The sequence below is a fragment of the Flavobacterium sp. 28YEA47A genome, from assembly GCF_041262125.1.
In the GTDB taxonomy this organism is placed as follows: domain Bacteria; phylum Bacteroidota; class Bacteroidia; order Flavobacteriales; family Flavobacteriaceae; genus Flavobacterium.
This window is the reverse complement of record NZ_JBGCCI010000002.1, coordinates 150,141-174,594: the sequence shown is the minus strand read 5'-3', so window position 1 is coordinate 174,594 and position 24,454 is coordinate 150,141. Positions and strand designations below refer to the sequence as shown.

Annotated in this window: 20 protein-coding genes; 16 read left to right on the top strand and 4 right to left on the bottom strand. The window is 39.1% G+C overall.

Translation table 11 applies throughout. From position 1 onward, the window contains the following. Positions 1–30 precede the first annotated feature (30 nt). Positions 31–2,910: a translation initiation factor IF-2 gene (gene infB / locus ABH942_RS03330; protein ID WP_370029574.1), complete on the top strand. Its 2,880-nt coding sequence runs from the start codon at positions 31–33 to the stop codon at positions 2,908–2,910. Between the two features lie 58 nt (positions 2,911–2,968). Here infB and ABH942_RS03325 read toward each other — a convergent pair whose 3' ends face one another. Continuing rightward, positions 2,969–3,358, bottom strand: a complete 390-nt coding sequence (locus tag ABH942_RS03325; protein ID WP_370029573.1) for an SPOR domain-containing protein — start codon at positions 3,356–3,358, stop codon at positions 2,969–2,971. 221 nt (positions 3,359–3,579) lie between these two features. On the opposite strand from ABH942_RS03325, the gene ABH942_RS03320 reads away from it, so the two are divergent. The 11 genes from ABH942_RS03320 to ABH942_RS03270 all read left to right on the top strand — a co-directional run bounded on the left by ABH942_RS03320 (position 3,580) and on the right by ABH942_RS03270 (position 17,338). Then, complete coding sequence (locus ABH942_RS03320; protein WP_370029572.1) at positions 3,580–4,905, top strand: c-type cytochrome; 1,326 nt, start codon at positions 3,580–3,582, stop codon at positions 4,903–4,905. Positions 4,906–4,936: 31 nt separating this feature from the next. Continuing rightward, positions 4,937–8,008 carry a TAT-variant-translocated molybdopterin oxidoreductase gene (locus ABH942_RS03315; RefSeq protein WP_370029571.1) on the top strand — a complete coding sequence of 1,024 codons (3,072 nt, stop codon included), beginning with the start codon at positions 4,937–4,939 and terminating at the stop codon, positions 8,006–8,008. Between the two features lie 36 nt (positions 8,009–8,044). Next, positions 8,045–9,448 carry an NrfD/PsrC family molybdoenzyme membrane anchor subunit gene (gene nrfD, locus ABH942_RS03310; RefSeq protein ID WP_140001743.1) on the top strand — a complete coding sequence of 468 codons (1,404 nt, stop codon included), beginning with the start codon at positions 8,045–8,047 and terminating at the stop codon, positions 9,446–9,448. Then, the gene (locus tag ABH942_RS03305) at positions 9,441–9,965 is read left to right on the top strand and encodes a DUF3341 domain-containing protein (protein ID WP_140001744.1); all 525 of its coding nucleotides are present in this window, start codon (positions 9,441–9,443) and stop codon (positions 9,963–9,965) included. Before nrfD ends, ABH942_RS03305 begins: the two co-directional genes overlap by 8 nt. 8 nt (positions 9,966–9,973) lie before the next feature. Beyond that, entirely contained in the window at positions 9,974–10,519 is a 546-nt protein-coding gene (locus ABH942_RS03300) for a cytochrome c (protein ID WP_370029570.1), read from the top strand. A gap of 27 nt (positions 10,520–10,546) precedes the next feature. Continuing rightward, a complete protein-coding gene (locus ABH942_RS03295) occupies positions 10,547–12,085 on the top strand; it encodes a quinol:cytochrome C oxidoreductase (RefSeq protein ID WP_370029569.1) in 1,539 nt (512 codons plus the stop codon). Between the two features lie 19 nt (positions 12,086–12,104). Continuing rightward, positions 12,105–13,265: a cytochrome c oxidase subunit II gene (locus tag ABH942_RS03290; protein ID WP_370029568.1), complete on the top strand. Its 1,161-nt coding sequence runs from the start codon at positions 12,105–12,107 to the stop codon at positions 13,263–13,265. A gap of 40 nt (positions 13,266–13,305) precedes the next feature. Next, positions 13,306–15,111, top strand: coding sequence for a cbb3-type cytochrome c oxidase subunit I (locus tag ABH942_RS03285; RefSeq protein ID WP_370029567.1), 1,806 nt, complete (start codon positions 13,306–13,308; stop codon positions 15,109–15,111). Positions 15,112–15,245: 134 nt separating this feature from the next. Continuing rightward, on the top strand, positions 15,246–15,698 hold the full coding sequence (locus ABH942_RS03280) for a carboxymuconolactone decarboxylase family protein (protein ID WP_370029566.1): 453 nt from the start codon (positions 15,246–15,248) through the stop codon (positions 15,696–15,698). Positions 15,699–15,750: 52 nt separating this feature from the next. After that, positions 15,751–16,104: a YciI family protein gene (locus ABH942_RS03275; RefSeq protein WP_370029565.1), complete on the top strand. Its 354-nt coding sequence runs from the start codon at positions 15,751–15,753 to the stop codon at positions 16,102–16,104. A 1-nt stretch (position 16,105) separates the two neighbouring features. After that, positions 16,106–17,338: an RNA polymerase sigma factor gene (locus ABH942_RS03270; protein WP_370029564.1), complete on the top strand. Its 1,233-nt coding sequence runs from the start codon at positions 16,106–16,108 to the stop codon at positions 17,336–17,338. On the opposite strand, the gene ABH942_RS03265 is transcribed toward ABH942_RS03270, so the two are convergent. Beyond that, on the bottom strand, positions 17,335–18,762 hold the full coding sequence (locus ABH942_RS03265) for an APC family permease (RefSeq protein WP_370029563.1): 1,428 nt from the start codon (positions 18,760–18,762) through the stop codon (positions 17,335–17,337). The genes ABH942_RS03270 and ABH942_RS03265 overlap by 4 nt on opposite strands. A 116-nt stretch (positions 18,763–18,878) precedes the next feature. On the opposite strand from ABH942_RS03265, the gene ABH942_RS03260 reads away from it, so the two are divergent. The 4 genes from ABH942_RS03260 (at position 18,879) to queG (ending at position 21,683) form a co-directional block, all read left to right on the top strand. Next, positions 18,879–19,190, top strand: coding sequence for a GNAT family N-acetyltransferase (locus ABH942_RS03260; protein WP_140001754.1), 312 nt, complete (start codon positions 18,879–18,881; stop codon positions 19,188–19,190). 42 nt (positions 19,191–19,232) lie between these two features. Further along, complete coding sequence (gene ruvB, locus ABH942_RS03255) at positions 19,233–20,255, top strand: Holliday junction branch migration DNA helicase RuvB (protein WP_370029562.1); 1,023 nt, start codon at positions 19,233–19,235, stop codon at positions 20,253–20,255. Positions 20,256–20,326: 71 nt separating this feature from the next. Then, positions 20,327–20,695, top strand: a complete 369-nt coding sequence (locus ABH942_RS03250; RefSeq protein WP_370029561.1) for a four helix bundle protein — start codon at positions 20,327–20,329, stop codon at positions 20,693–20,695. A gap of 64 nt (positions 20,696–20,759) precedes the next feature. Then, a complete protein-coding gene (gene queG, locus ABH942_RS03245) occupies positions 20,760–21,683 on the top strand; it encodes a tRNA epoxyqueuosine(34) reductase QueG (RefSeq protein WP_370029777.1) in 924 nt (307 codons plus the stop codon). Positions 21,684–21,712: 29 nt separating this feature from the next. Here the strand turns inward: queG and ABH942_RS03240 are convergent, their stop codons facing one another. Both ABH942_RS03240 and ABH942_RS03235 read right to left on the bottom strand, forming a co-directional pair. After that, on the bottom strand, positions 21,713–23,488 hold the full coding sequence (locus ABH942_RS03240) for a DUF885 family protein (protein WP_370029560.1): 1,776 nt from the start codon (positions 23,486–23,488) through the stop codon (positions 21,713–21,715). A 197-nt stretch (positions 23,489–23,685) separates the two neighbouring features. Beyond that, positions 23,686–24,273 (bottom strand): hypothetical protein, encoded by a 588-nt coding sequence (locus ABH942_RS03235; protein ID WP_370029559.1) that lies wholly within the window; start codon positions 24,271–24,273, stop codon positions 23,686–23,688. Positions 24,274–24,454 lie beyond the last annotated feature (181 nt).

The window sequence follows — 24,454 nt, the reverse complement described above, 5'->3', positions numbered from 1 at the left end:
CAACAAAAAAGGTAATAATAAAAAGGTTTTATGTCTGAAGAAAGAGTAATAAGAATAAACAAGGTTTTAAGGGAATTGAATATTTCGCTGGATAGAGCCGTTGACTATCTTAAGGATAGGGGTATTGCTATTGATGCAAACCCAAACGCAAAAATATCTGACAAGGAATATGACATTCTGCAAAGTCAATTTGCTGGCGATAAGGGGAGAAAAGAGGCTTCAAAAGAAGTTGGGGAAGAGAAAAGAAAAGAAAAAGAGGCATTGCGTGTTGAAAGAGAGCGTGAAATAGAAGAGAAACGCAAACAAGAAGAAGAGCGCCAACGTCAAGAAGTTATCAAAGCTAAGGCTGTATTGAGCGGTCCTAAGCAAGTGGGGAAAATCGATTTGGAACAAAAAGCTCCAGCGACTGAACCAGCACCAAAAGCCACTGAGCCAACTCTTGCTCCAGAAAAACCTGCTGAACCTGTAAAAGAAACTGTTGAAAAACAAGAAGCTGCTCCGGTTGAAACACCGAAGCCAGTTGTAGAAGTTGCTAAGGAAGAAGCGAAGCCTGAAGTTGTTAAAGCAGTAGAGAAAAAAGAGACAGTTGCGCCAAAAGCAGAGGTTAAGGATACTACTAATAATGATCAGCCTGTTGTGGAAGAGGCGATAGCGACTCAGTATCAGAAATTGACAGGAACTACTTTTACGGGCCAGACAATCGATTTGTCTCAATTTAACAAGCCTAAAAAGAAGAAAGAAGATCCGAAGCCGGCTCCAAATAGACCGGGCACACCTGGTGCTCCTGGTGCTAATGCAAACAACAACAATAATAACAAGAATAAAAGGAAAAGGATTCCTGGAAAACCTGGAACTCCGCAAGGAGGTGGTCAACAAGGTCAGCAGACTGGAAATGGCCCTCGTCCGGGTGGTGGCAATAATGCGGGCGGAAATAACGCAAACAGAAATGCCAGACCGGGTTTCAATAAAGGTAACAGACCTGCTATTGTAGCAAAAGTTGAGCCGACAGAAGAAGAGGTTAAAAACCAAATCAGAGAGACCTTAGAAAAACTTCAAGGTAAAGGAAACAAGTCTAAGGCGGCTAAATACAGAAGAGACAAAAGAGATACGCACCGTCAGAAATCGGATGATGAGCAAAGAGCATTAGAAGAAGGAAGCAAAACAATCAAAGTAACAGAATTCGTTACTGTGGGTGAAGTAGCTACTATGATGGATGTGCCAATTACTAAAGTTATCGGTACGTGTATGGCTCTTGGAATCATGGTAACCATGAACCAACGTCTGGATGCAGAGACTTTATCAATCGTTGCAGATGAATTTGGCTATGATGTTGAGTTTATTACGACTGATATTGAAGAAGCTCAGGAAATTATTGAAGATAGAGAAGAAGACTTGGTGACAAGAGCTCCAATAGTTACCGTAATGGGTCACGTTGACCACGGTAAAACTTCCCTGTTGGATTATATCCGTAAAGAAAACGTAATTGCGGGTGAATCAGGAGGAATCACGCAGCACATTGGTGCCTATGCGGTGACTCTTGATAACGGACAGAAAATTACATTCCTTGATACTCCTGGTCACGAAGCGTTTACGGCGATGCGTGCGAGAGGTGCTCAGGTTACCGATATTGCAATTATCGTTGCAGCAGCTGATGATGATATCATGCCGCAAACCAAAGAAGCAATCAGCCATGCTCAGGCAGCTGGTGTTCCGATGATTTTTGCGATTAACAAAATTGATAAGCCAGCAGCTAACCCTGAAAAAATCAAGGAGCAATTGGCGGGAATGAACTTATTGGTTGAAGATTGGGGTGGAAAATACCAATCACATGACATTTCGGCTAAAGTTGGTACCGGAGTTAAAGATCTTTTGGAAAAAGTTTTACTTGAAGCAGAAATCCTTGACTTAAAAGCCAATCCTTCTAAGCCAGCAGTAGGAACTGTTGTAGAAGCGCAGCTTGATAAAGGTAGAGGTTATGTGACTACAATCTTGGTTCAGGCCGGAACATTAAAAGTAGGTGACTACGTATTGGCTGGTAAAAACCACGGTAAGGTTAAGGCTATGTATGATGAAAGAGGAAATGCGGTTAAAGAAGCAGGACCTTCAACGCCAATCTCAATTCTTGGTTTGGACGGAGCACCAACAGCTGGTGACAAGTTCAATGTTTTTGAAGATGAAAGAGAAGCGAAGCAAATTGCAGCTAAGAGAACACAATTGATCCGTGAGCAATCTGCCAGAACTAAGAAACATACAACTCTTGCAGAACTTGGAAGAAGAATTGCATTAGGTCAGTTTAAAGAATTGAATATTATTATTAAGGGAGACGTTGACGGTTCTGTTGAAGCATTAGCGGATTCATTCTCTAAACTATCTACAGAAGAAATCGAAATCAAGATCATACATAAAGGTGTTGGTGCGATTACTGAAACCGATGTTAACCTGGCTTCTGCGTCTGATGCGATTATTATCGGATTTAACGTTAGACCTTCTGGTAATGCGAAACAATTGGCAGAGAAAGAAGAAATCGATATCCGTAACTACTCAATCATCTATGATGCGATTGACGACTTGAAAGATGCGATGGAAGGAATGCTTTCTCCTGAAATGAAAGAAGAAATCACCGGTACTGCGGAAATTCGTGAAACATTCAAGATTTCTAAAGTGGGTACGATTGCAGGATGTATGGTTACTGACGGAAAAATCTTCAGAAGCTCTAGAATCCGCTTAATCCGTGACGGAGTAGTTATCTACACTGGCGAATTGACAGCCTTGAAACGTTTCAAAGACGACGTTAAAGAAGTATCTAAAGGATATGATTGCGGTATCCAGATCAAAGGCTACAATGACATCGAACAGATGGATATTATCGAAGCCTTCCAGGAAGTTGCAGTTAAGAAGAAACTGAAATAATTCAAATAAAAAAACCCGATGTGAAAGCATCGGGTTTTTTGTTGTCTATCGTTTTAATCTATTTGCTAGGCTTTATAAGCAGCGCATTTGGATACTTTTTCTTTAGGTCGCCCAAGTTACGCTCCGCTTCGATTTTGGTCTTAAAATTGCCAATCCACACTTTGTAGGTTGGTGTGTTGAATACGATCGTACCATCTAGGGTTTTGAACTCCTTTTTGAAATCCTGAAGCATTTTTTTAGCGTTCTCGCTGTCGCCATTAAAAATCTGGATTTTATACCTCTCATTTACTGTTAAAGAAGAGTTGATTTTGCGCTTTTCGTTGAGCAATTGCTCAAATTTTGGGTCTTGTGTGACCTTAATATTTTTTTCTTGTGAATGGGCGGGAATTGTTAAAAATGCTATAAAAGAAGCATTTAAGAATAGGGATTTCGGACTTAAAATTCTCATAATGAAGTTAATTTTGTACAAATGTAATATTTCTGTTTTTAACCAAATCCAAAAAAATTATTTAGAATTAGTATAAATTGGTATTTAAGACTTATTTAAGGTTTTGAGAATAGTTCATAAGTCGTATTTTTGTGCAAGTTTTAAAGAACGTATTGAATTTTCTCGTTATTTTCTTAGGAGAAAAAATCATACCAAAAATTAGTCGATAATCATTTTTAAATATGAAAAAGGTGGGTAACCATAATTCGATTTCAAGAATATTACTGTTCAGTTTAGCGCTAATGCTAACATTTTCCGTTTCATCTTTTGCTCAAGATCCAGCTGCTCCAGCTGCCGCGGCCGCAGCTCCTGCTGCAGGTGCTGGCGATGCTGCTGCTGGTAAAGCGCTTTTTAATGCCAACTGTGCTGCGTGTCACAAATTAGACGCGAAGATGACAGGTCCGGCTTTGAGAGGCGTGACTGAAAGACATGACAAAAAATGGCTTCATGCTTGGATTAAAGATAGCCAGGCAATGATTAAAGCTGGTGATGCTGCTGCAGTAAAAGTTTTTAACGAAAACAACAAGTCAGTAATGACTGCATTCCCTCAGTTGTCTGATGCTGATATTGATAATATCTTGGCATATACTTCTGAGCCTAAAGCGGAGCCTAAGGTAGCTGGTGCTGATCTTTCTACAGATGGCGGAATGCAACAAGGTGGTGTTGGTGTTTCTAACAATGTAATCCTTGGTGCGTTAGCTCTTGTTATGGCAATGCTGGTTGTAATGTTGTTCTTAGTGAACAATGTTCTTGGCAAGATTGCTAAAGCAAACGGAGTTGAGCCAATTAAGAAAGAGCCTACTATTCCAATCTGGATTGCTTTTGCTAGAAATCAATTCTTGGTTTTGGTTACTGTAATCTTCTTGATGCTGGCTAGTGGATATTTCGTATACGGATATCTAATGCAGGTTGGTGTTGATCAAGGATATCAGCCAATTCAGCCAATCCACTATTCTCATAAAATTCACGCTGGTGATAACGGTATCGACTGTAAATATTGCCACTCTTCTGCAAGAGTTAGTAAAACTGCGGGTATTCCTTCTTTGAATGTTTGTATGAACTGTCACAAGAATATATCAGAAGTTGCTGAAACTACTGCAACTCCAGAACATAGCAAAGCGTTCTACGATGGAGAGATTCAGAAACTATACGATGCTGTTGGTTGGGATAAGACAACTCAAAAGTATACTGGAAAACCACAGCCTGTAAAATGGATTAGGATTCATAACCTTCCTGATTTTGTTTACTTCAACCACTCTCAGCACGTTTCAGTTGCTGGTGTTGAATGTCAGACTTGTCACGGTCCTGTTGAGACATTTGAAATCATGGAGCAACATTCACCTCTAACAATGGGATGGTGTATTGATTGTCACCGTAAGACAGATGTTAAAATGGAAGGTAATGCATATTACGAAAAAATCCATGCTGAACTTGCTAAGAAGTATGGTAAAGACAAACTTACTGCCGCTGAAATGGGCGGACTAGAATGCGGTAAGTGTCACTATTAATCAATTATTAAGAAGCTAATATATATATACGATGTCATCAAACAAAAAATACTGGAAAAGTGTTGAAGAACTAAACGATAATAGTTCTATTGTTGAGACGCTCAGAAATAACGAGTTCGCAGAGCCAATTCCTGTGGAGGAGTTTTTAGGAGACAAAGAATCATTATCAGCAACATCAACATCACGTCGTGATTTCTTAAAATATGTAGGATTTAGTACAGCGGCTGCATCGTTGGCAGCTTGTGAAGGTCCGGTAATTAAGTCGATTCCTTACGTAGTACAGCCGGAAGAAATTATTCCTGGTGTTGCGGATTACTATGCAACGACTATGGCTGACGGATTTGATTTTGCTAACGTATTAATCAAAACTCGTGAAGGTCGTCCGATTAAAGTTGAAAACAATATAGTTGACGGAGTGAAGCTTAGTGCTAACGCAAGAGTTCATGCTTCCGTCCTTTCTTTATACGACAGTACTCGTCTAAAACAACCTAAAATTGCAAACAAGGCTGCTTCTTGGTCTGATGTTGATGCAAAAGTTAAGGCGAGCTTAAATGATGCAAAAGCAAACGGAGGTCAGGTAGTATTGCTTACCGGTACAATGGCGAGTCCATCTACAGACAAACTGATTGCTGAATTCATTGCAAAAAATCCTTCTGCAAAACATATAGTTTATGATGCGGTTTCTGAATCAAATGCTTTGGATGCTTTCCAAATGGCATATGGAGAAAGAGCTTTGGCAGATTACGATTTCTCTAAATCAGAAGTAATCGTTTCTGTAGGAGCTGACTTCTTAGGAGACTGGCAAGGTGGAGGATTTGACTCAGGATATGCAAAAGGACGTGTTCCGAAAAACGGAAAAATGTCTAAGCACATCCAATTGGAGTCAAATATGTCTTTATCAGGTGCAAATGCTGATAAGCGTATCCCATTGACAACTACCGACCAAAAACATGCTTTGGTTAAAATATACAATATTATCACTGGTGCTTCTGTTGGTACTCAAAAAATAGCAAGAGAAGAAGACGTGATGAAAGCAGCACAGCAGCTTAAATCTGCAGGATCAAAAGGAGTTTTGGTTTCTGGTTTGGATGATTTAAATGCACAATTGCTTGTGTTTGCAATCAACAATGCATTGAAATCTGAAGCATTTAATCCTTCTGGTGCTAGATTGACCAGAAAAGGTGATGCTAAAGCAGTTGCTCAATTAGTAGCTGATATGAAAGCAGGAAGTGTTCATACGTTAATTATGAATGGTGTGAACCCAGTTTACACACTTGCAGCTACAAAAGATTTTGCTGAAGGCTTGAAAAAAGTAAAATTATCAGTAGATTTCTCTTTAAAAGAAGATGAAACGGCTGTTCTTTCTACAATTGCTGCTCCAGCACCTCACTACTTAGAATCTTGGGGAGATGTTACAATTTCTAAAGGAAATTACAGCATCATGCAGCCAACGATTCGTCCATTATTCGATTCAAGACAATTCCAGGAAGCTTTATTGCTTTGGTCTGATAATTCTACATCTTATTACGATTACCTAAAAGCTGTTGGTTCTTCAATCGCTTCAGGAACAACTTGGAACAAATTAGTTCATGATGGTGTTTACTCTACACCTGTAACTGCTGTTTCTGGTGGTAATGCAGATTTCGCTAAGGCGGCTTCTGATTTGGCTCAGGCTAAAAAGCAAGGTGAATTTGAATTATTGCTTTATACTAAAACCGGAATGGGAGATGGTCAACAGGCTAACAACCCATGGTTGCAAGAATTCCCGGATCCGATTACTCGTGTTTCATGGGATAACTATGTAACAGTTTCCAGAGCTGATGCTGAAAAATTAGGCTTAGAAAACTACAACGTAGCAAACGGTGGTTTGAACGGAAGTTATGTTTCTATTGAAGTTGGTGGAGCAAAACTGGACAAAGTTCCGGTAATCATCCAGCCAGGGCAGGCAGTAGGAACAATCGCTGTAGCTTTAGGTTATGGGCGTAAAGAATCATTAAAAGAAGAAATGCAGGTAGGTGTTAATGCCTACACATTATATGCAAACTCAAATGCAAACCAGGGTGCAAAAATCACTAAAGTTAGTGGTGATCACGAATTTGCTTGCGTTCAGTTGCAAAGAACATTGATGGGTAGAGGAGATATCCTAAAGGAAACTACTCTTAGCGTATTCAACGATCCTAAAGTTGATGCTAGTGTATGGAATCCTGCACCAATGGTTTCGTTAGATCACAATCCTGTTAAGGCAAACACTGTTGACTTATGGGAATCGTTTGACAGAAGCATAGGTCACCATTTTAAATTATCTATTGACTTGAATTCATGTACAGGTTGTGGTGCTTGCGTCATCGCTTGTCATGCTGAAAATAACGTTCCTGTTGTTGGAAAAGCTGAAGTTAGAAGAAGCCGTGATATGCACTGGTTGCGTATTGATAGATATTATTCTTCTGAAGAAACTTTTGCAAAAGACAACGAGAAAAAAGAAGGATTCGAAGGATTGTTCGGAGATAAAGGATCTCTTGGAGGATTTGGAGAAATGGAACACCCTTCAGATAACCCTCAGGTAGCATTCCAACCGGTAATGTGTCAGCACTGTAACCACGCTCCTTGTGAAACTGTTTGTCCTGTTGCGGCAACTTCACACGGACGTCAAGGACAAAACCACATGGCTTACAACAGATGTGTTGGAACTCGTTACTGTGCTAACAACTGTCCGTACAAAGTACGTCGTTTCAACTGGTTCTTGTACAACAAAAACTCTGAGTTTGATTACCACATGAATGACGATTTAGGTCGTATGGTATTGAATCCTGATGTAGTTGTTCGTTCAAGAGGGGTTATGGAAAAATGTTCATTCTGTATCCAGTCAACTCAAGCTGTCATCTTGAAAGCGAAGAGAGAAGGAAGACCGGTGAAAGAAGGAGAATTCAATGATGCTTGTGCTTGTTCTGCAGCATGTACTTCTGGATCTATGGTGTTTGGAGATGTAAATGAGAAAGAAAGTCCTGTTGCTAAATTAGAGCAAGACCCAAGAATGTATCATTTGCTAGAACATGTTGGAACAAAACCTAATGTATTCTATCACGTAAAAGTTAGAAATACCTAGTCATAAATAATTAATTAAGAAACAAGATAAAGGATTATGTCGTCTCATTACGAAGCACCCATTAGAAAACCTTTAGTTATTGGTGATAAATCTTATCACGATGTAACAGTAGATGTAGCTGCACCTGTTGAAGGTAGAGCCAACAAACAATGGTGGATTGTATTTTCAATCGCCTTAGTTGCATTCCTTTGGGGAATGGGCTGTATTATATATACCATCTCTACTGGTATTGGTTCATGGGGATTAAATAAAACAATTGGATGGGCTTGGGATATCACTAACTTCGTTTGGTGGGTTGGTATCGGTCACGCAGGAACGCTGATTTCCGCAGTACTTTTATTATTCCGTCAAAAATGGAGAATGGCGATTAACCGTTCTGCAGAAGCAATGACCATCTTCTCGGTTGTCCAAGCGGGTCTTTTCCCAATCATTCACATGGGTCGTCCATGGTTAGGATACTGGGTATTGCCAATCCCAAACCAGTTCGGGTCACTTTGGGTTAACTTTAACTCACCGTTACTTTGGGACGTATTCGCGATTTCTACGTATCTTTCTGTATCATTGGTTTTCTGGTGGACAGGTTTACTTCCGGATTTTGCAATGCTTAGAGACAGAGCAATCACTCCTTTTACAAAAAGAATTTATTCAATCTTGAGCTTCGGTTGGAGCGGTAGAGCAAAAGACTGGCAACGTTTCGAAGAAGTATCTTTGGTTCTTGCAGGTTTGGCAACGCCACTTGTACTTTCGGTACACACAATCGTATCTTTTGACTTCGCAACATCCGTAATTCCAGGATGGCACACTACAATCTTCCCTCCATACTTCGTTGCTGGAGCGGTATTCTCAGGATTCGCGATGGTAAACACCTTGCTTATCATCATGAGAAAAGTTTCTAACCTTGAAGCTTACATCACACTACAACATATCGAATTGATGAACATCGTAATCATGATTACAGGTTCTATCGTAGGTGTGGCTTATATTACTGAGTTGTTCGTTGCATGGTATTCAGGTGTTGAATACGAACAATATGCATTCTTGAACAGAGCAACAGGTCCTTACGCTTGGGCTTACTGGGCGATGATGACATGTAACGTATTCTCTCCTCAGTTCATGTGGTTCAAAAAATTAAGAACAAGTATCATGTTCTCTTTCGTTATCTCGATTGTGGTAAACATCGGTATGTGGTTTGAACGTTTCGTAATTATCGTAACTTCATTGCACAGAGATTACCTTCCATCTTCTTGGACAATGTTCTCACCAACATTCGTTGATATTGGAATATTTGTCGGAACAATCGGTTTCTTCTTTGTATTATTCTTGTTATATGCTAGATCTTTCCCTGTGATTGCTCAAGCGGAGGTTAAGACAATCTTGAAATCTTCTGGAGAAAACTATAAAAAACAAAGAGAAGAAAATAAACATTCACACCATGAGTAATAAAGTTATATACGCTATTTATAATGATGATGACGTGCTTATGGATGCCGTTAAGAAAACACGTGCAGCTCATCACCATATTGAAGAAGTTTTCACGCCTTTTCCAGTTCACGGATTGGACAAAGCAATGGGAATATCTCCAACTCGATTAGCAATCTGCGCATTCTTATACGGATTAGTAGGTCTTTCTGTGGCAACAACAATGATGAACTACATCATGATTTCTGACTGGCCTCAGGATATCGGTGGAAAGCCAAGTTTTAGCTATATCGAAAACATGCCGGCTTTCGTTCCGGTTATGTTTGAGATGACCGTTTTCTTTGCTGCCCACTTAATGGTAATCACTTTCTACATGAGAAGTAGATTGTGGCCATTCAAAAAAGCAGAAAACCCAGATGTGAGAACTACAGACGATCACTTTTTGATGGAAGTTGCAGTTCATGGAGACGAGAATGAATTAGTTACATTCTTTCAAAATACTGGAGCAGTAGAAGTTAAAGTAATAGAAAAGCATTAAGAGTAGATATGAAAAGTTTATATAAAATAACACTTTTAGTAGGAATCGCGATAACGGCAGTTTCTTGTCACAACAAGAAAAAGCCAAATTATCAATACTTTCCTAACATGTATGAATCAGTAGGCTACGAAACCTATTCTGAGTCTAGTGCTTTTAAAGATGGAAAAGAAGGGCAATTGCCTGCAAAAGGATCAATTCCAAGAGGTTTCGAACCTTACGAATATGAAAATTCAACAGCTGGTTATGAATTGGCAAAAGCCAATCTAAAATCTCCTTTGGATTCAATCGCTAGAAATTCTGATAAAGGAGCTAAGCTGTTTGCAATCTACTGTGCAATCTGCCACGGAGAAAAAGGAGATGGAAAAGGAAATCTTGTAAAAAGAGAAAAATTCTTAGGGGTTCCTAGCTATGCTGATAGAGTTATTACAGAAGGAAGTATTTTCCACGTTGAGACTTATGGATTGAATGCAATGGGTTCTCATGCAAATCAATTAACTGCTCAAGAGCGTTGGATGGTTGCAGCTTATGTGATGAAACTAAAAAGTGAATTATAATTGTAGAACAAACTGATCTTAATAGATATGTACACATTTTCAAGCAAATTAAAAACCTTTTCTATTATCCTTATGGTTGTAGGTATCCTTGGGGTAGGATATAGTTTTTTAAGTGCACCAAAAAATACAGCTGAAGTAGAGGAAATCCTTAAGAAAGAAGCAGAAGAGCACGGCGGACATGGAGCGCATCATGAAGAAGCGACTCATGGTAAGCAAGAAGCTCACGGAACTGCTACAGAAGCTCATGAGACAGTAGCAGCCACTGAAGCTAAACCTGAAGCTTCTATGGCAGATCCAGTTCATGTAGATACAATTTCAGTTTCTAAAGATACGGCTCATGCAGTTGCAGCGACAGAAGAGCACCATGCGGATCATGCTGCAGTAGCAGCTCATGGTCATGACAAAGCTGAAGGCGGTCATGATGATGCTCACGCAGCGGAACATGCAAAACACGTAGAGCACGTTTTCCACCAATTAAAAAACAAGCCTTGGGCAGCCGTTTATGTAGCAGCATTGTTTTTCATGTTGATTTCTTTGGGTGCGTTAGCATTCTATGCAATCCAACAAGTTGCTCAGGCAGGATGGTCTCCGGTTTTATTTAGAGTAATGCAAGGAATCACGGCTTATTTGCCATGGGGTTCTGTTATCGTATTTATTCTTTTGGTACTTGGAGCTTTCCACGTACACCATTTGTTCGTATGGATGGATGCAGACTTATTAGATCCTGCAAACCCTAAATATGACAAATTGATTGCAAACAAATCAGGTTACCTAAACGAATATTTCTGGTTGATCAGAGCTGCGGTTTTCATCATCGGATGGAACTTGTACAGATATTTTTCAAGAAAGAACTGTTTGGCTCAAGATCAGGCAAGCGACAACGCTTTCTACAAAAAGAACTTCAAGATGTCAGCAGCATTCTTAGTATTCTTTATTGTAACAGAATCTATCATGTCTTGGGACTGGATTATGTCTGTTGACCCTCACTGGTTCAGTACATTGTTCGGATGGTATGTTTTCGCAAGTTTCTTCGTAAGCGGTATCACAGTAATCGCTATGGTTACATTGTACCTGAAATCAAGAGGATACTTAGAATATGTAAACACGAGCCATATCCACGATTTAGCTAAATTCATGTTTGGTATTAGCGTATTCTGGACATACTTATGGTTCTCACAATTCATGTTAATCTGGTATGCGAATATTCCTGAAGAAGTAACTTACTTCATCACAAGAATTGAACAATACAACTTGCCTTTCTTCGGAATGGTTGCTATGAACTTCCTTTTCCCAGTGTTGATCTTGATCAATACAGACTTCAAACGTCTGACTTGGATTGTTGTTATGGCAGGTATCGTAATCTTGGCAGGACACTACATTGATTTCTATAATATGATTATGCCGGCTACTGTAGGTGACCGTTGGTTCATCGGTGCAGGTGAAATAGGAGCGATATTGTTCTTCTTTGGATTATTTATCTTTGTAGTCTTTACAGCGCTATCTAAATCTCCTCTATTGGCTAAGAGAAATCCATTTATCGAGGAAAGTAAACATTTTCATTATTAATATTTAAAGAAAAAAACAGATGACAAGTTTGTTGGTAATTATAGTTTTAGTTTTATTAGCTGTTGCAATTTGGCAATTAACTAAAATTTTCGATTTGACTCAAATTGGCGGTCTAAGTGATAATTCACAAGTTGCCAATGATAGAGACAATAATATTAATGGATATATGATGTTTGCCTTCTTGGGTTTCATATATGTTACGACAATTTATTGTATAATTCAGTTTGGACACTTCCCGTTAATGAGCAATTCTGCTTCAGAGCACGGGCAAGATGTAGATAACCTGATGTGGATTTCGATGATTTTGATTTTCATAGTTCAATTCATTACTCAGGCTCTTTTACATTTCTTCGCGTTCAAATACAGAGGTAAGCAAGGAAAAAAAGCATTGTATTTTGCGGATAACGATAAATTAGAGTTCATCTGGACTATTATTCCAGTAATCGTTTTGGCTGGTTTGATCTTGTACGGATTGTATGCTTGGACTAACATTATGTTTGTTGACGAAGACGAAGATGTTATTGTTGTTGAATTATATGCAAAACAATTCTCTTGGGAAGCTAGATATTCAGGTGAGGATAACGTACTTGGAAAAGCTAACGTAAGATATATTGAGGGAGTTAATACTTTAGGCGTTGATATATCAGATCCAAATGCTCAAGATGACAAAGTAGTAAATGAATTGCACTTACCAAAAGGTAAAAAAGTATTATTCAAGATGCGTTCTCAGGATGTATTGCACTCTGCTTACATGCCACACTTTAGAGCTCAGATGAACTGTGTTCCAGGTATGGTTACTCAGTTTGCCTTTGTTCCTACAAAAACTACAGTTGAAATGCGTCAGCATCCGGATATTGTTGAAAAAGTAGCACACATCAACGAGCTTAGAGCTAAGAAAAGTGTAGAGCTAGTGAAAAAAGGAGAGCCAGGATTAGATCCTTACAACTTTGATTTCCTATTGCTATGTAACAAGATCTGTGGGCCTTCTCACTACAACATGCAAATGAAGATAGTAGTTGAAAGCGAAGCTGATTTCAAAAAATGGTTAAGCGATAAGCCAACATTGGTTTCTGCAGTAAAAGCTGAAAAAGAGCCAAAAGCAGAAGAAGGTGCAGCTGCACCAGCGGATACGACAAAAGCTCCAGTAGCAGACACAACTAAAGTTGTAGTAGCCAAATAATAATTAGTATATCTTTTAAATAAAATTTAAATTATAATATATGTCAGCAGTAGGTCACGATATCGATCACGGACACGATCACGAACACGAACACCACCATAAAGATACCTTCATCACGAAGTATATCTTTAGTATCGATCACAAGATGATTGCTAAACAGTATCTGATTACTGGTATCATCATGGGAGTTATTGGTGTGGGAATGTCAATGCTTTTCAGAATGCAATTGGCATGGCCAGAAGAATCTTTTGGCGTGTTCAAATTTTTCCTTGGAGAGAAATTCGCTCCAGGAGGAGTAATGAGAAACGATGCTTACCTTGCTTTGGTTACAATTCACGGAACAATCATGGTATTCTTCGTTTTGACTGCTGGTTTGAGCGGTACGTTTAGTAACCTCTTGATTCCATTGCAGATTGGTGCACGTGATATGGCATCCGGATTTATGAACATGATTTCATACTGGTTGTTCTTCCTTTCAAGTTTGATCATGGTGATTTCTCTTTTCGTTGAATCAGGGCCGGCTTCTGCAGGTTGGACAATTTATCCTCCGCTTTCTGCATTGCCGCAAGCAATTCCAGGTTCAGGTACAGGTATGACATTATGGTTGGTTTCTATGGCTATTTTCATCGCTTCTTCTTTGATGGGATCGTTGAATTACGTAGTAACAGTTATCAACTTAAGAACTAAAGGTATGTCAATGACAAGATTGCCACTTACAATTTGGGCTTTCTTCATTACTGCTGTTATCGGTATTGTATCTTTCCCGGTTCTTTTATCAGCTGCATTATTATTGATCTTCGATAGGAGCTTTGGTACTTCATTCTTCCTTTCTGATATTTATATCGCAGGAGAAGTATTGCACTACCAAGGAGGTTCTCCGGTATTGTTCGAGCACTTATTCTGGTTCTTAGGACACCCTGAAGTATACATCGTATTATTGCCAGCTCTTGGTATTACATCTGAAATTATTGCAACAAACTCTCGTAAGCCAATCTTTGGTTACAGAGCGATGATTGCCTCCATATTAGCAATTGCATTCCTTTCAACTATCGTTTGGGGTCACCACATGTTCATCTCAGGTATGAACCCGTTCCTTGGATCAGTGTTTACTTTCACAACATTGTTGATTGCAATTCCTTCTGCTGTAAAAGCATTTAACTACATTACGACCTTATGGAAAGGTAACCTGCAGATGAACCCTGCGATGCTTTTCTCAATCGGATTGGTTTCTACGTTCATTACTGGTGGTTTGACAGGTATCATCCTTGGAGATAGTACTTTGGATATCAACGTTCACGATACATACTTCGTTGTAGCTCACTTCCACTTAGTAATGGGTATCTCTGCACTTTACGGAATGTTTGCCGGAATCTACCACTGGTTCCCAAGAATGTTCGGTAGAATGCTAAACAAAAACTTAGGTTACATTCACTTCTGGGTAACTGCAATCTGTGCTTACGGAGTATTCTTCCCAATGCACTTTATCGGTATGGCAGGTCTTCCAAGACGTTACTATACAAACACAGCTTTCCCATTATTTGATGACTTGCAAAACGTAAACGTATTGATTACTGTATTTGCTTTAGTTGGAGGAGCTTTCCAGTTGGTTTTCCTTTGGAACTTCTTCGTAAGCATCTTCTACGGAAAGAAAGCAGTTCAAAACCCATGGAGATCAAATACTTTGGAATGGACAGCTCCGGTAGAACACATCCACGGAAACTGGCCTGGAGAACTTCCTGAAGTTCACAGATGGCCTTACGATTACAGTAAGCCTGGCTTTGATGAAGATTTCGTTCCGCAAACTGTGCCAATGAAAGAAGGTGAAGAAGAACTTCACCATTCATAAATCATATAAAAAAATACCAAAATCCGTTTCAAGAAATTGAAACGGATTTTTTTTTGAAAAAAGTTTTAGGTTTTTGTCCAATTTCAAAATCTCGATTGTCATTACAGTATATAACAATTAAAACTTCAAATAAAATGGAACAAAGAATCAACATTCATGTAAAAGGACAAGAGGCAATGAAAACACTTTTCGGTATTGGTGCCTACCTGAAAAAATCGCCTGTAGAATTGGCACTTTTAGAATTGGTATACTTCCGAGTATCTCAAATCAACGGCTGTGCCTATTGCTTGGATATGCATTCAAAAGACGCTCGTGCCAAAGGTGAAACAGAACAGCGTCTTTATGGTTTGAGCGCCTGGAGAGAAGCACCCTACTATACCGAAAAAGAAAGAGCCGCATTTGCATGGGCTGAAGAACTGACTAAATGTGAAGTAACAGATGCCGGTTATGCAGAAGTAGCAGCCCAATTTTCAGAACAGGAATTAATCGATTTGACTTTGGCAATTACAACCATCAATACCTGGAACCGAATCAATATTGCTTTCCCTCATGCTATCGGAACCTACAAAGTTGGCCAGTTCGGTTGATTTTTAAATTGGAAACTTTCACTACATTTAATACTATCAAAAACAAAACAAGATGAATGAATTCGTGTTAATAATCCGAAGAGATATGGTTAGCAAAGATGCAATACCATCACCGGAACAAATGCAGGCGGCAATCAAACCTTTTCAGGATTGGATTGGCGGCATAGCAGCCCAAAACAAGTTAGTTGCTCCTCCTAAAAGATGGGATTTGGACGGCAGGGTTGTGAAACAAGACAATATAGTAACCAACGGGCCTTATGTCGAAATAAAAGAAGCTGTAGGAGGTTTGTTCCTCATCAGAGCTGAGAACTACGATGAAGCCGTTGAAATTGCTAAAGGATGTCCTATTTTAAGTTGGGGAGCCAGTGTAGAAGTACGTATGGCAGTTCAGGCAGAATATAAGTAAGATGGAAGACAGCCAACTGCTGCATAATTTATTCAGGACAGAGTACCGGAAATTGGTTTCGGTACTCTGTTATCTGTTTGGGATTAAACACATAGAAATAGCTGAAGATGTTGTCAGTGATACATTCCTCGCCGCCACAGAAACATGGAGCCTGAATGGTGTGCCGGAGAATCCGACAGCATGGCTGTATACGGTAGCCAAAAATAAAACCAAAAATTACCTCAAGCGGGATGTGTTTTTTGAACAGAAATTATCACCTGAGTTAAAGTACGGAGCCGAGATATCAGAAGAAATTGTCATTGATTTGTCCTCTAAAAATATTGCCGATAGCCAGCTAGCGATGATTTTCGCAGTCTGTAATCCGTGTATTTCAGTTGAGTCTCAAGTTGCTTTAGCTTTAAACCTGCTTTGCGGTTTCGGAATTCAGGAAATCGCTGACGCCTTTTTGACAAACAAAGAAGTCATTTACAAAAGGATCAATAGGGCTAAGGAAAAACTAAAGATAGAAAACATTAAAATCGAACAGCCTACGATGTTAGAAATCAATGACAGGCTGGAACCCGTTCTCACAACTCTTTACCTGTTGTTTTCTGAAGGATATTACTCCTCTTCGCAAAATATCATCTTGCGGAAAGATCTTTGCGCAGAAGCGATGCGGTTGGTCCATTTGTTGATGGAAAATAAAACCACCAATAAACCATCCATAAACGCACTATTTTCTTTAATGAGCTTCCACTCGTCAAGATTCGATGCCAGAACCAATGTGAAGGGCGAAATCGTCTTATATGACGACCAGGATGAGTCAAAATGGAATCAGGAATTAATTATCCAGGGAACCTATTTCTTAAATCAGGCATCAACAGGAGATAAAATAACCAGATATCATTTAGAAGCCGGAATTGCCTATTGGCATACGCAGAAAGAAGACACTGATGAAAAATGGGATAATATTCTCCAACTATACAACAGCCTGCTCATATTGGAATATTCGCCAATCGCAGCACTCAACCGTACTTTTGCATTGGCCAAAGTTCATGACAAGGAACTGGCGATACAAGAAGCAGAAAAACTAAAATTGGAAGACAGCCACTTTTACTTTTCACTATTGGGACATCTTTATACCGACTTCGATAATTATAAGGCACTTGCACATTTTAAAAGCGCTTTAAAATTGGCTAAGTTGGAAGCCGATAAAGCAACTATTGAAAGAAATATTAAGAAGCTGGTTTTTTAAAATTCATCTTCTCCTGCCTTTGGTTTCGTAAAATAATAAACTGGAATTCCTGCCAGCATAATGGCAACACCCCAACCACAGGTTTCAAGTCTTGTAATCAAAAGTGAAATACATAAGGCAGAAGCAGTAATGATATAAAGTATAGGAAGTACTGGATAACCAAATGCTTTATAAGGCCGTTCTGCATCAGGCATCTTTTTTCGAAGTATAAATATGCCGTAAATTGTCAATATGTAGAAAATAATAACAATAATCATCACGTAGTCGAGTAAGGCTCCGTATTTTCCGGTAAGGCATAAAACCGAAGTCCAGATACATTGCGCCCATAAAGCCCAGGCGGGAACACTGGCCGTATTAAGTGCGGCAGCTTTTTTGAAAAATAATCCGTCTTTTGCCATAGTATAATACACTCTTGCTCCAGCCATGATTAGTCCGTTATTGCAGGCAAAAGTGGAAATCATAATCATGATAGCGATAATCAATGTGCCTATATTGCCAAAAATATAGTTGGATGCGACTACAGCCACCCGGTCCGATTTTGCAAAAGCAATTTCTTCAAACGGCACAACAGCCAGATACATCAGGTTGGCAAGAATATAAAGAACAGTCACGATAAAAGTTCCCAAAAATAAGCTCAGCCCCACATTGCGTTTTGGATTTTTCATTTCTCCTGCAATAAAAGTCACGCCATTCCAGGCATCGCTGGAAAATAACGAACCCACCATAGCGGCGGAAATTCCGGTTATCAAAGCAGTACCGCCAATAGGCAACCAGGAACCTGTTTTGGAATCAAATGATTTGGTGTTCCAGGCATCAGCCCAATTGGCATTCCATATATCTGCTTTTGCTGCCATAAACAATCCAAAAACAACCAGGCCAAGAAGCGAAAGTATTTTAATGATAGTCAAGACAGTCTGAAGCGTCTTGCTGTTTTTAACACCGCGACTGTTGATATAAGTCAGCAGTATAATCGTGATGATTGAAACAATCTGTGCTGCATTCAGTTTAAAAGAACCAATCGTAAACAGAATATTTTCATCGCTCAAAGGCTCATACAAATAAGCCGCGAATTTTGAAAAAGCAACACCAACGGCAGCAATCGTACCGGTTTGTATGACGGCAAAAAAACTCCAACCATATAAAAAAGCAATCAGTTTATTATAAGCCTCCTTAAGATAAACATACTGTCCGCCTGCTTTTGGGAACATTGAGCTTAACTCTCCGTAACTCACTGCGGCAATAACGGTTATCAGCCCGGAAATAACCCAAATTAAGGTCAGCCATCCGGCAGAACCAACTTGCCTGGCTATATCGGCGCTCACAATAAAAATTCCGGAACCAATCATGGAACCCACAACGAGCATCGTTCCATCCAATAATCCTAACTCTCGCTTTAAATGATTGTCTTCTTGTTGGTCTTTCATATAATTTTTTAAGGTTGTTTGTTAATTTGTGTTAAAGATATTAAAAAAACCTTATTTTGACTGATGTCGATTTTTTCTGTACCTTTCCTCATTCCCTAACTTTAAATTTTTTTGCTATGAGCGATAAATATGCAGACATTCCATTGGTTCAAAATCAGGATAAAAGAAGATTCGAAATGGAAGTTGAAAATCATACAGCCTTTATTGAGTACATTATAAACAAAGACAACATCATGTATCTTACGCATACCGAAGTTCCAAAAGCTTTGGAAGGTAAAGGTGTAGGAGGTAGCATAGTTGGAAAAGCTTTGAATTATGTAAAAGATAATGGCTACACTTTGGCGCCGCTTTGTCCGTTTGTTGCGGCCTATCTGAAAAGACACCCGGAATGGCAATCGATTTTGGCCAAAGGCTATAATGTAGGATAATTAGCCCGGACTAAAAACGAACATTTTCTATATCTTTGCCAGATGAATGCGAATCTAGATCCAACAAGCAGCAATTACAATCCGGAAGAACTTGATTTTGAGAAAAAATTAAGGCCTTTGTCCTTTGATGATTTCACGGGACAAGAACAGGTATTAGAAAATCTGAAAGTATTTGTCCAGGCGGCTAATCTTAGAAATGAAGCATTAGACCATACATTGTTCCATGGACCTCCGGGTCTTGGAAAGACTACGCTTGCTAATATTTTGGCAAACGAATTGGGAGCCGGTATCAAGATTACATCAGGTCCTGTTTTGGATAAGCCTGGAGATTTGGCGGGACTGCTCACCAATCTTGAAGAACGCGATGTGCTTTTTATTGATGAAATCCATCGTTTGAGCCCTATCGTTGAAGAATATCTATATTCAGCAATGGAGGATTTCAAAATTGATATCATGATTGAGTCTGGACCAAATGCAAGAACCGTTCAGTTAAACCTGAATCCGTTTACACTTGTTGGCGCTACCACACGATCGGGATTACTGACAGCACCGATGCGTGCCCGTTTCGGTATCCAGAGCCGTTTACAATATTACACAACAGAACTTCTGACCTCAATAGTTGAACGCAGCTCGGCAATTTTAAAAATGCCAATTACAATGGAAGCGGCAATTGAAATTGCTGGACGAAGCCGAGGAACTCCTAGGATTGCCAATGCCTTATTACGAAGAGTTCGTGATTTTGCACAGATCAAAGGAAATGGGAAAATTGATATAGAAATTGCGAAATTTTCATTGAAAGCACTGCACGTCGATGCCCATGGACTGGACGAAATGGACAACAAAATCCTTACGACAATTATCGATAAGTTTAAAGGTGGTCCGGTAGGATTGTCGACCTTAGCAACAGCAGTTTCCGAAAGCGGCGAAACGATTGAAGAAGTCTATGAACCGTTTTTGATTCAGGAAGGTTTTATTATTAGAACACCCAGAGGAAGAGAAGTTACTGAAAAAGCCTATAAACATTTAGGGAAAGTTCGAGCTAATATACAAGGAGGACTTTTTTAGAGATTTCCGATTTGAGATTTGTGTTGTGGGATTGAATAGAATAGGATATAAGCCATTTAAAATAATTATGCATGACCTCGGAAGAATTAAAAGCAAGAACAAAAAAGTTCTCGTTAATGGTAATTGATATGGTAGAAAAACTGCCAAATACAATTTCAGGAAGGGCAATTGCCTATCAGGTAGTCAGAAGCGGTACTTCGGTAGGAGCAAATTACAGGGCTGTTTGTAGGGCAAGAAGTGATAGGGAATTTATTTCCAAAATGTCAATTGTCATTGAAGAAGCTGATGAAACGTTATTTTGGATAGAAATTCTTCAAGAGAAAAAATGGATTGATTGCTCACAGCTAAACCTAATTTGGAAAGAAGGCAACGAACTAACAGCAATCTTTGTCAGCACAGCCAAATCAATAAAATCCCGCCTAAACAATACCAAACCCTAAATCAAAAGTCACAAGTCTAAAATCATAAATCTTAAATCAAAGATCACAAATCCAAAATCCCAAAATCATAAATCCAAAATCCAAATACACGCAATTTATAAAATCCGAAGCCCAGCGCCTCGGATTTATTTCTTGTGGTATATCTAAAGCAGGATTTTTGGAAGAAGAAGCACCAAGATTGGAAGCATGGTTAAAGAATAATGCCCACGGACAAATGGGCTATATGGAAAACCATTTTGATAAAAGGCTAAATCCTACACTTTTGGTTGACGATTCAAAAAGCGTTATTTCGTTATTATTGAATTATTACCCGCAAGAAACCCAGATAGCAGACAGCTATAAAATTTCAAAATATGCCTACGGACAAGATTATCATTTTGTCATAAAGGAAAAACTAAAAGAATTCCTTTTTTCGATTCAGGAAAATATAGGCGAAGTTTCAGGAAGGGCTTTTGTAGATTCGGCTCCTGTTTTGGATAAGGCCTGGGCAGCCAAAAGCGGCTTGGGCTGGATTGGAAAAAACAGCAATCTTTTGAGTAAACAGGTAGGTTCTTTTTTCTTTATAGCGGAACTGATTGTCGATTTGGAACTGGAATATGATAATGCGGTAACAGATCATTGCGGATCATGTACGAAATGCATCGATGCTTGCCCCACCAGTGCAATTATTGCACCTTATGTCGTTGACGGAAGCAAATGTATTTCCTATTTTACAATAGAATTAAAGGATAATATCCCTCAGGAAATGAAAGGCAAATTTGATGATTGGGCTTTCGGTTGCGATGTTTGTCAGGATGTCTGCCCGTGGAACAGATTCTCTAAACCGCATAATGAACCCTTATTCAATCCGAACCCGGAATTGCTTTCCCTAACTAAAAAAGACTGGGAAGAAATCACGGAAGAAACATTTCGGGCAGTTTTTAAAAACTCAGCTGTCAAACGCGCCAAATATGATGGTTTGAAACGGAACATTGATTTTTTAAAATAAAAAAAGCCTCATACAATGAGGCTTTTTTGTTATTTCTTGCTTTGAATCCAAAGGTTAATCTTGTCTTCCAGTATTTTTAAAGGCAGACATCCCGAATCTAAAACCTGATTGTGGAACTCCTTTATAGAGAATTTAGCTCCCAATTCTTTTTCAGCTTTAGTACGAAGTTCGCGTATTTTTAACTGGCCTATTTTATACGACAAAGCCTGTCCTGGAATCGCCATATAGCGTTCGATTTCTGCAACGATACTTTCGGCAGGTTCAGCTTCATTTTCCATAGAATATTGGATCGCCTGTTCACGTGTCCACCCTTTGGTATGCATTCCGGTATCTACTACAAGTCGGATGGCGCGGTGCATTTCAGCACTTAACATTCCGAAATATTGATACGGGTCTTGGTATAAGCCCAGTTCTTTTCCGAGCGATTCAGTATACAGTGCCCAGCCTTCGCCATAAGCATTAAACCATATCGTTTTTCTGAATTCTGGTAGGCTTGTGTTTTCCTGTTGTAATGAAATTTGGTAGTGATGTCCCGGAATTGCTTCGTGTAAAAACAGATCTTCATCTGCATAGCAGTTGTATTTCTTTACATCTGGAATTGGCACGTAAAAAATACCCGGCCTTGTTCCGTCAACCGATCCCGGATTGTATTCAGCACTTGCAGATTTTTCACGAAAAGCCTCGGTTCTTTTGACTAGAAAAGGTGTTTTCGGTTTTAAATCGAAAAGCTTATCCAGATTTGGCTTCATCTTTTCGTGGATGGCATTAAAGTTGTCGATTACCTGTTGCGGTTCTGTGAATGGCATCAGCTCTTTTTTGTCACGAACATAGTTAAAGAAATCTTTCAGGTTTCCTTTGAACCCAACCTGATTTTTGACCTTTTCCATTTCAGCGGATATACGCGCCACTTCACTCAAGCCTAGCTTATGAATTTCATCGGCTGTAAGATCGGTAGTTGTGTAACGTTTGATCAGATGTTTGTAGTAAGCATCACCTTGTGGGATATCATTAATGCCGCTAGTAGTCCTGCTTTTTGCCAGATAGTCTGTGCTCACATAATTGTATAGGTTTTTGAGCGAAGGCACTAATTTTTCAGTAATCAGCTTTGTATAATTGTCGGTAATGGTTTTCTTTTCCTCATCCGTAAATGTTTTTGGAAATGCATTCAACGGAGCATAAAATATATGCGTCTTGTCTTCTTTGGCTAAATCTTTTAATTGAGGAATTACTTTTAAGGTCAATGCTTTTGGCAGGACATATCCTTTTGAAACACCTTCTTTCATTTTGGCTTCGGCAGTAATAACCCAATCGTTAAAGCCATTTAGCCTTTCCAGCCAATTGTTATAATCTTCAACGGTTTTAAATGGTTGTGCGCTCGAACCGCTGGCATATTGGCCTATTATTAAAGGCATTCCTTCAAATTGGTTGATAGGCATCAGGTCCTTTCTGAATGTCAGGGCTTCCAGATTTGCGTCGCATTCCCAAGCCAGGATTGCTTTGCTCAATCTGTCATTTTCAGATAAACCGGAATCGTCAAATTTTGCCAGTTCCTCTTTATATTGAGTGAAAAACGCTTTTAGTTTAGCGATATAGTCATCGCTAAGATCGTTTGGAAGCAGATTGTTATAACGGTTGTCGCCGGCACTGGTAGCTTCCAGAGGAAAAAGTTTTAGCCTTTCCTGATAGTAGTTTTCTAATACTGTTTTTAATTTTTCATCCTCTTTTTTGGAAGTTTCGCCTTTTTCTTTTTGGCAAGATTGTAGGCTGACGGTAATGACGCATAGCAATAAAAGCAGTTTTCTCATAGTTGTAAGGGATTTGTAAAATGTCAGAGATTGCAAAAGGATAGGCTTTTGTCTCTCTGAATACTTTACACAATGTTAAAAAATATTAAGCATAATTCCTATATAAGATACTTTTATCTCGGATTGATACAGAACACTTTATAATAAGAAAAAAAACAGGCTGTTTGAATTCAAACAGCCTGCCTGTTTTGTTTAGCTTAAAGGTTTATAACCTTAATTGGAATACCTGGATTTTCAGTAAAAGGACATGTTTTTTTGCGATAGGTAACGTTTATATCCAATCTGTAATCATAAGGACTTACAGAATAATACCGAATCAATTGATAACCTGTAATGATATAATCAGAAGCAGGTCTTGCATTTATGGCTAATTGTTTCCATGCGTTCATTTGTGCATTTAATACGCTTGCACTATTACAACAACCATTTAAATTGGCTACAATTATTCGGGTTGTTGTGTCGCTCAGACTACATCCTGAAGGTAAGGCTTCTGTCCTACAGTTGTTCAACATACTAATCATGGTGTAAAAATTTTGTTGGTCGATCCCGGAGCCAGAAGTAAAGTTGCATCCGTCGCTGATTAGGTTTTCAGGGCAGCCTGGTAATGCGGCTGGGAGATTGCCGGCAGATTTGACATCCTGAGTGTCTTGAAAGTTCCTTGCAGCCTTTGTTGTTTCGTCATGTTGAACGAAATCATCATTGCTACATGAAGTAAAAAAGACAAAACCTGCAAATAGTGCAGCCATTAAAAAATGTCCCGGTTTAAAATTTTTAAAATTTTTCATAAGTTAAATTGGTTTGTTTGCCTACTCTTGGAAAGGATTTTCGGCTTCCTCCTTTTGGTTGTTCTTTGATAGATACATAGAGGAGGGTTTTTGTTACCCTAAATTTTCAAGAAATTTTATTAACGAACAGCAACAATAAACTTTATAAAAGAATAGCATTAAAAGTTTCTCAGTTCCAATC

What these genes read in the sequence shown, in the direction of transcription:
- infB (WP_370029574.1), top strand. Translation starts at nt 31, where the DNA reads ATGTCTGAAGAAAGAGTAATAAGAATAAACAAGGTTTTAAGGGAATTG.
- ABH942_RS03325 (WP_370029573.1), bottom strand. Translation starts at nt 3,358, where the DNA reads ATGAGAATTTTAAGTCCGAAATCCCTATTCTTAAATGCTTCTTTTATA.
- ABH942_RS03320 (WP_370029572.1), top strand. Translation starts at nt 3,580, where the DNA reads ATGAAAAAGGTGGGTAACCATAATTCGATTTCAAGAATATTACTGTTC.
- ABH942_RS03315 (WP_370029571.1), top strand. Translation starts at nt 4,937, where the DNA reads ATGTCATCAAACAAAAAATACTGGAAAAGTGTTGAAGAACTAAACGAT.
- nrfD (WP_140001743.1), top strand. Translation starts at nt 8,045, where the DNA reads ATGTCGTCTCATTACGAAGCACCCATTAGAAAACCTTTAGTTATTGGT.
- ABH942_RS03305 (WP_140001744.1), top strand. Translation starts at nt 9,441, where the DNA reads ATGAGTAATAAAGTTATATACGCTATTTATAATGATGATGACGTGCTT.
- ABH942_RS03300 (WP_370029570.1), top strand. Translation starts at nt 9,974, where the DNA reads ATGAAAAGTTTATATAAAATAACACTTTTAGTAGGAATCGCGATAACG.
- ABH942_RS03295 (WP_370029569.1), top strand. Translation starts at nt 10,547, where the DNA reads ATGTACACATTTTCAAGCAAATTAAAAACCTTTTCTATTATCCTTATG.
- ABH942_RS03290 (WP_370029568.1), top strand. Translation starts at nt 12,105, where the DNA reads ATGACAAGTTTGTTGGTAATTATAGTTTTAGTTTTATTAGCTGTTGCA.
- ABH942_RS03285 (WP_370029567.1), top strand. Translation starts at nt 13,306, where the DNA reads ATGTCAGCAGTAGGTCACGATATCGATCACGGACACGATCACGAACAC.
- ABH942_RS03280 (WP_370029566.1), top strand. Translation starts at nt 15,246, where the DNA reads ATGGAACAAAGAATCAACATTCATGTAAAAGGACAAGAGGCAATGAAA.
- ABH942_RS03275 (WP_370029565.1), top strand. Translation starts at nt 15,751, where the DNA reads ATGAATGAATTCGTGTTAATAATCCGAAGAGATATGGTTAGCAAAGAT.
- ABH942_RS03270 (WP_370029564.1), top strand. Translation starts at nt 16,106, where the DNA reads ATGGAAGACAGCCAACTGCTGCATAATTTATTCAGGACAGAGTACCGG.
- ABH942_RS03265 (WP_370029563.1), bottom strand. Translation starts at nt 18,762, where the DNA reads ATGAAAGACCAACAAGAAGACAATCATTTAAAGCGAGAGTTAGGATTA.
- ABH942_RS03260 (WP_140001754.1), top strand. Translation starts at nt 18,879, where the DNA reads ATGAGCGATAAATATGCAGACATTCCATTGGTTCAAAATCAGGATAAA.
- ruvB (WP_370029562.1), top strand. Translation starts at nt 19,233, where the DNA reads ATGAATGCGAATCTAGATCCAACAAGCAGCAATTACAATCCGGAAGAA.
- ABH942_RS03250 (WP_370029561.1), top strand. Translation starts at nt 20,327, where the DNA reads ATGACCTCGGAAGAATTAAAAGCAAGAACAAAAAAGTTCTCGTTAATG.
- ABH942_RS03240 (WP_370029560.1), bottom strand. Translation starts at nt 23,488, where the DNA reads ATGAGAAAACTGCTTTTATTGCTATGCGTCATTACCGTCAGCCTACAA.
- ABH942_RS03235 (WP_370029559.1), bottom strand. Translation starts at nt 24,273, where the DNA reads ATGAAAAATTTTAAAAATTTTAAACCGGGACATTTTTTAATGGCTGCA.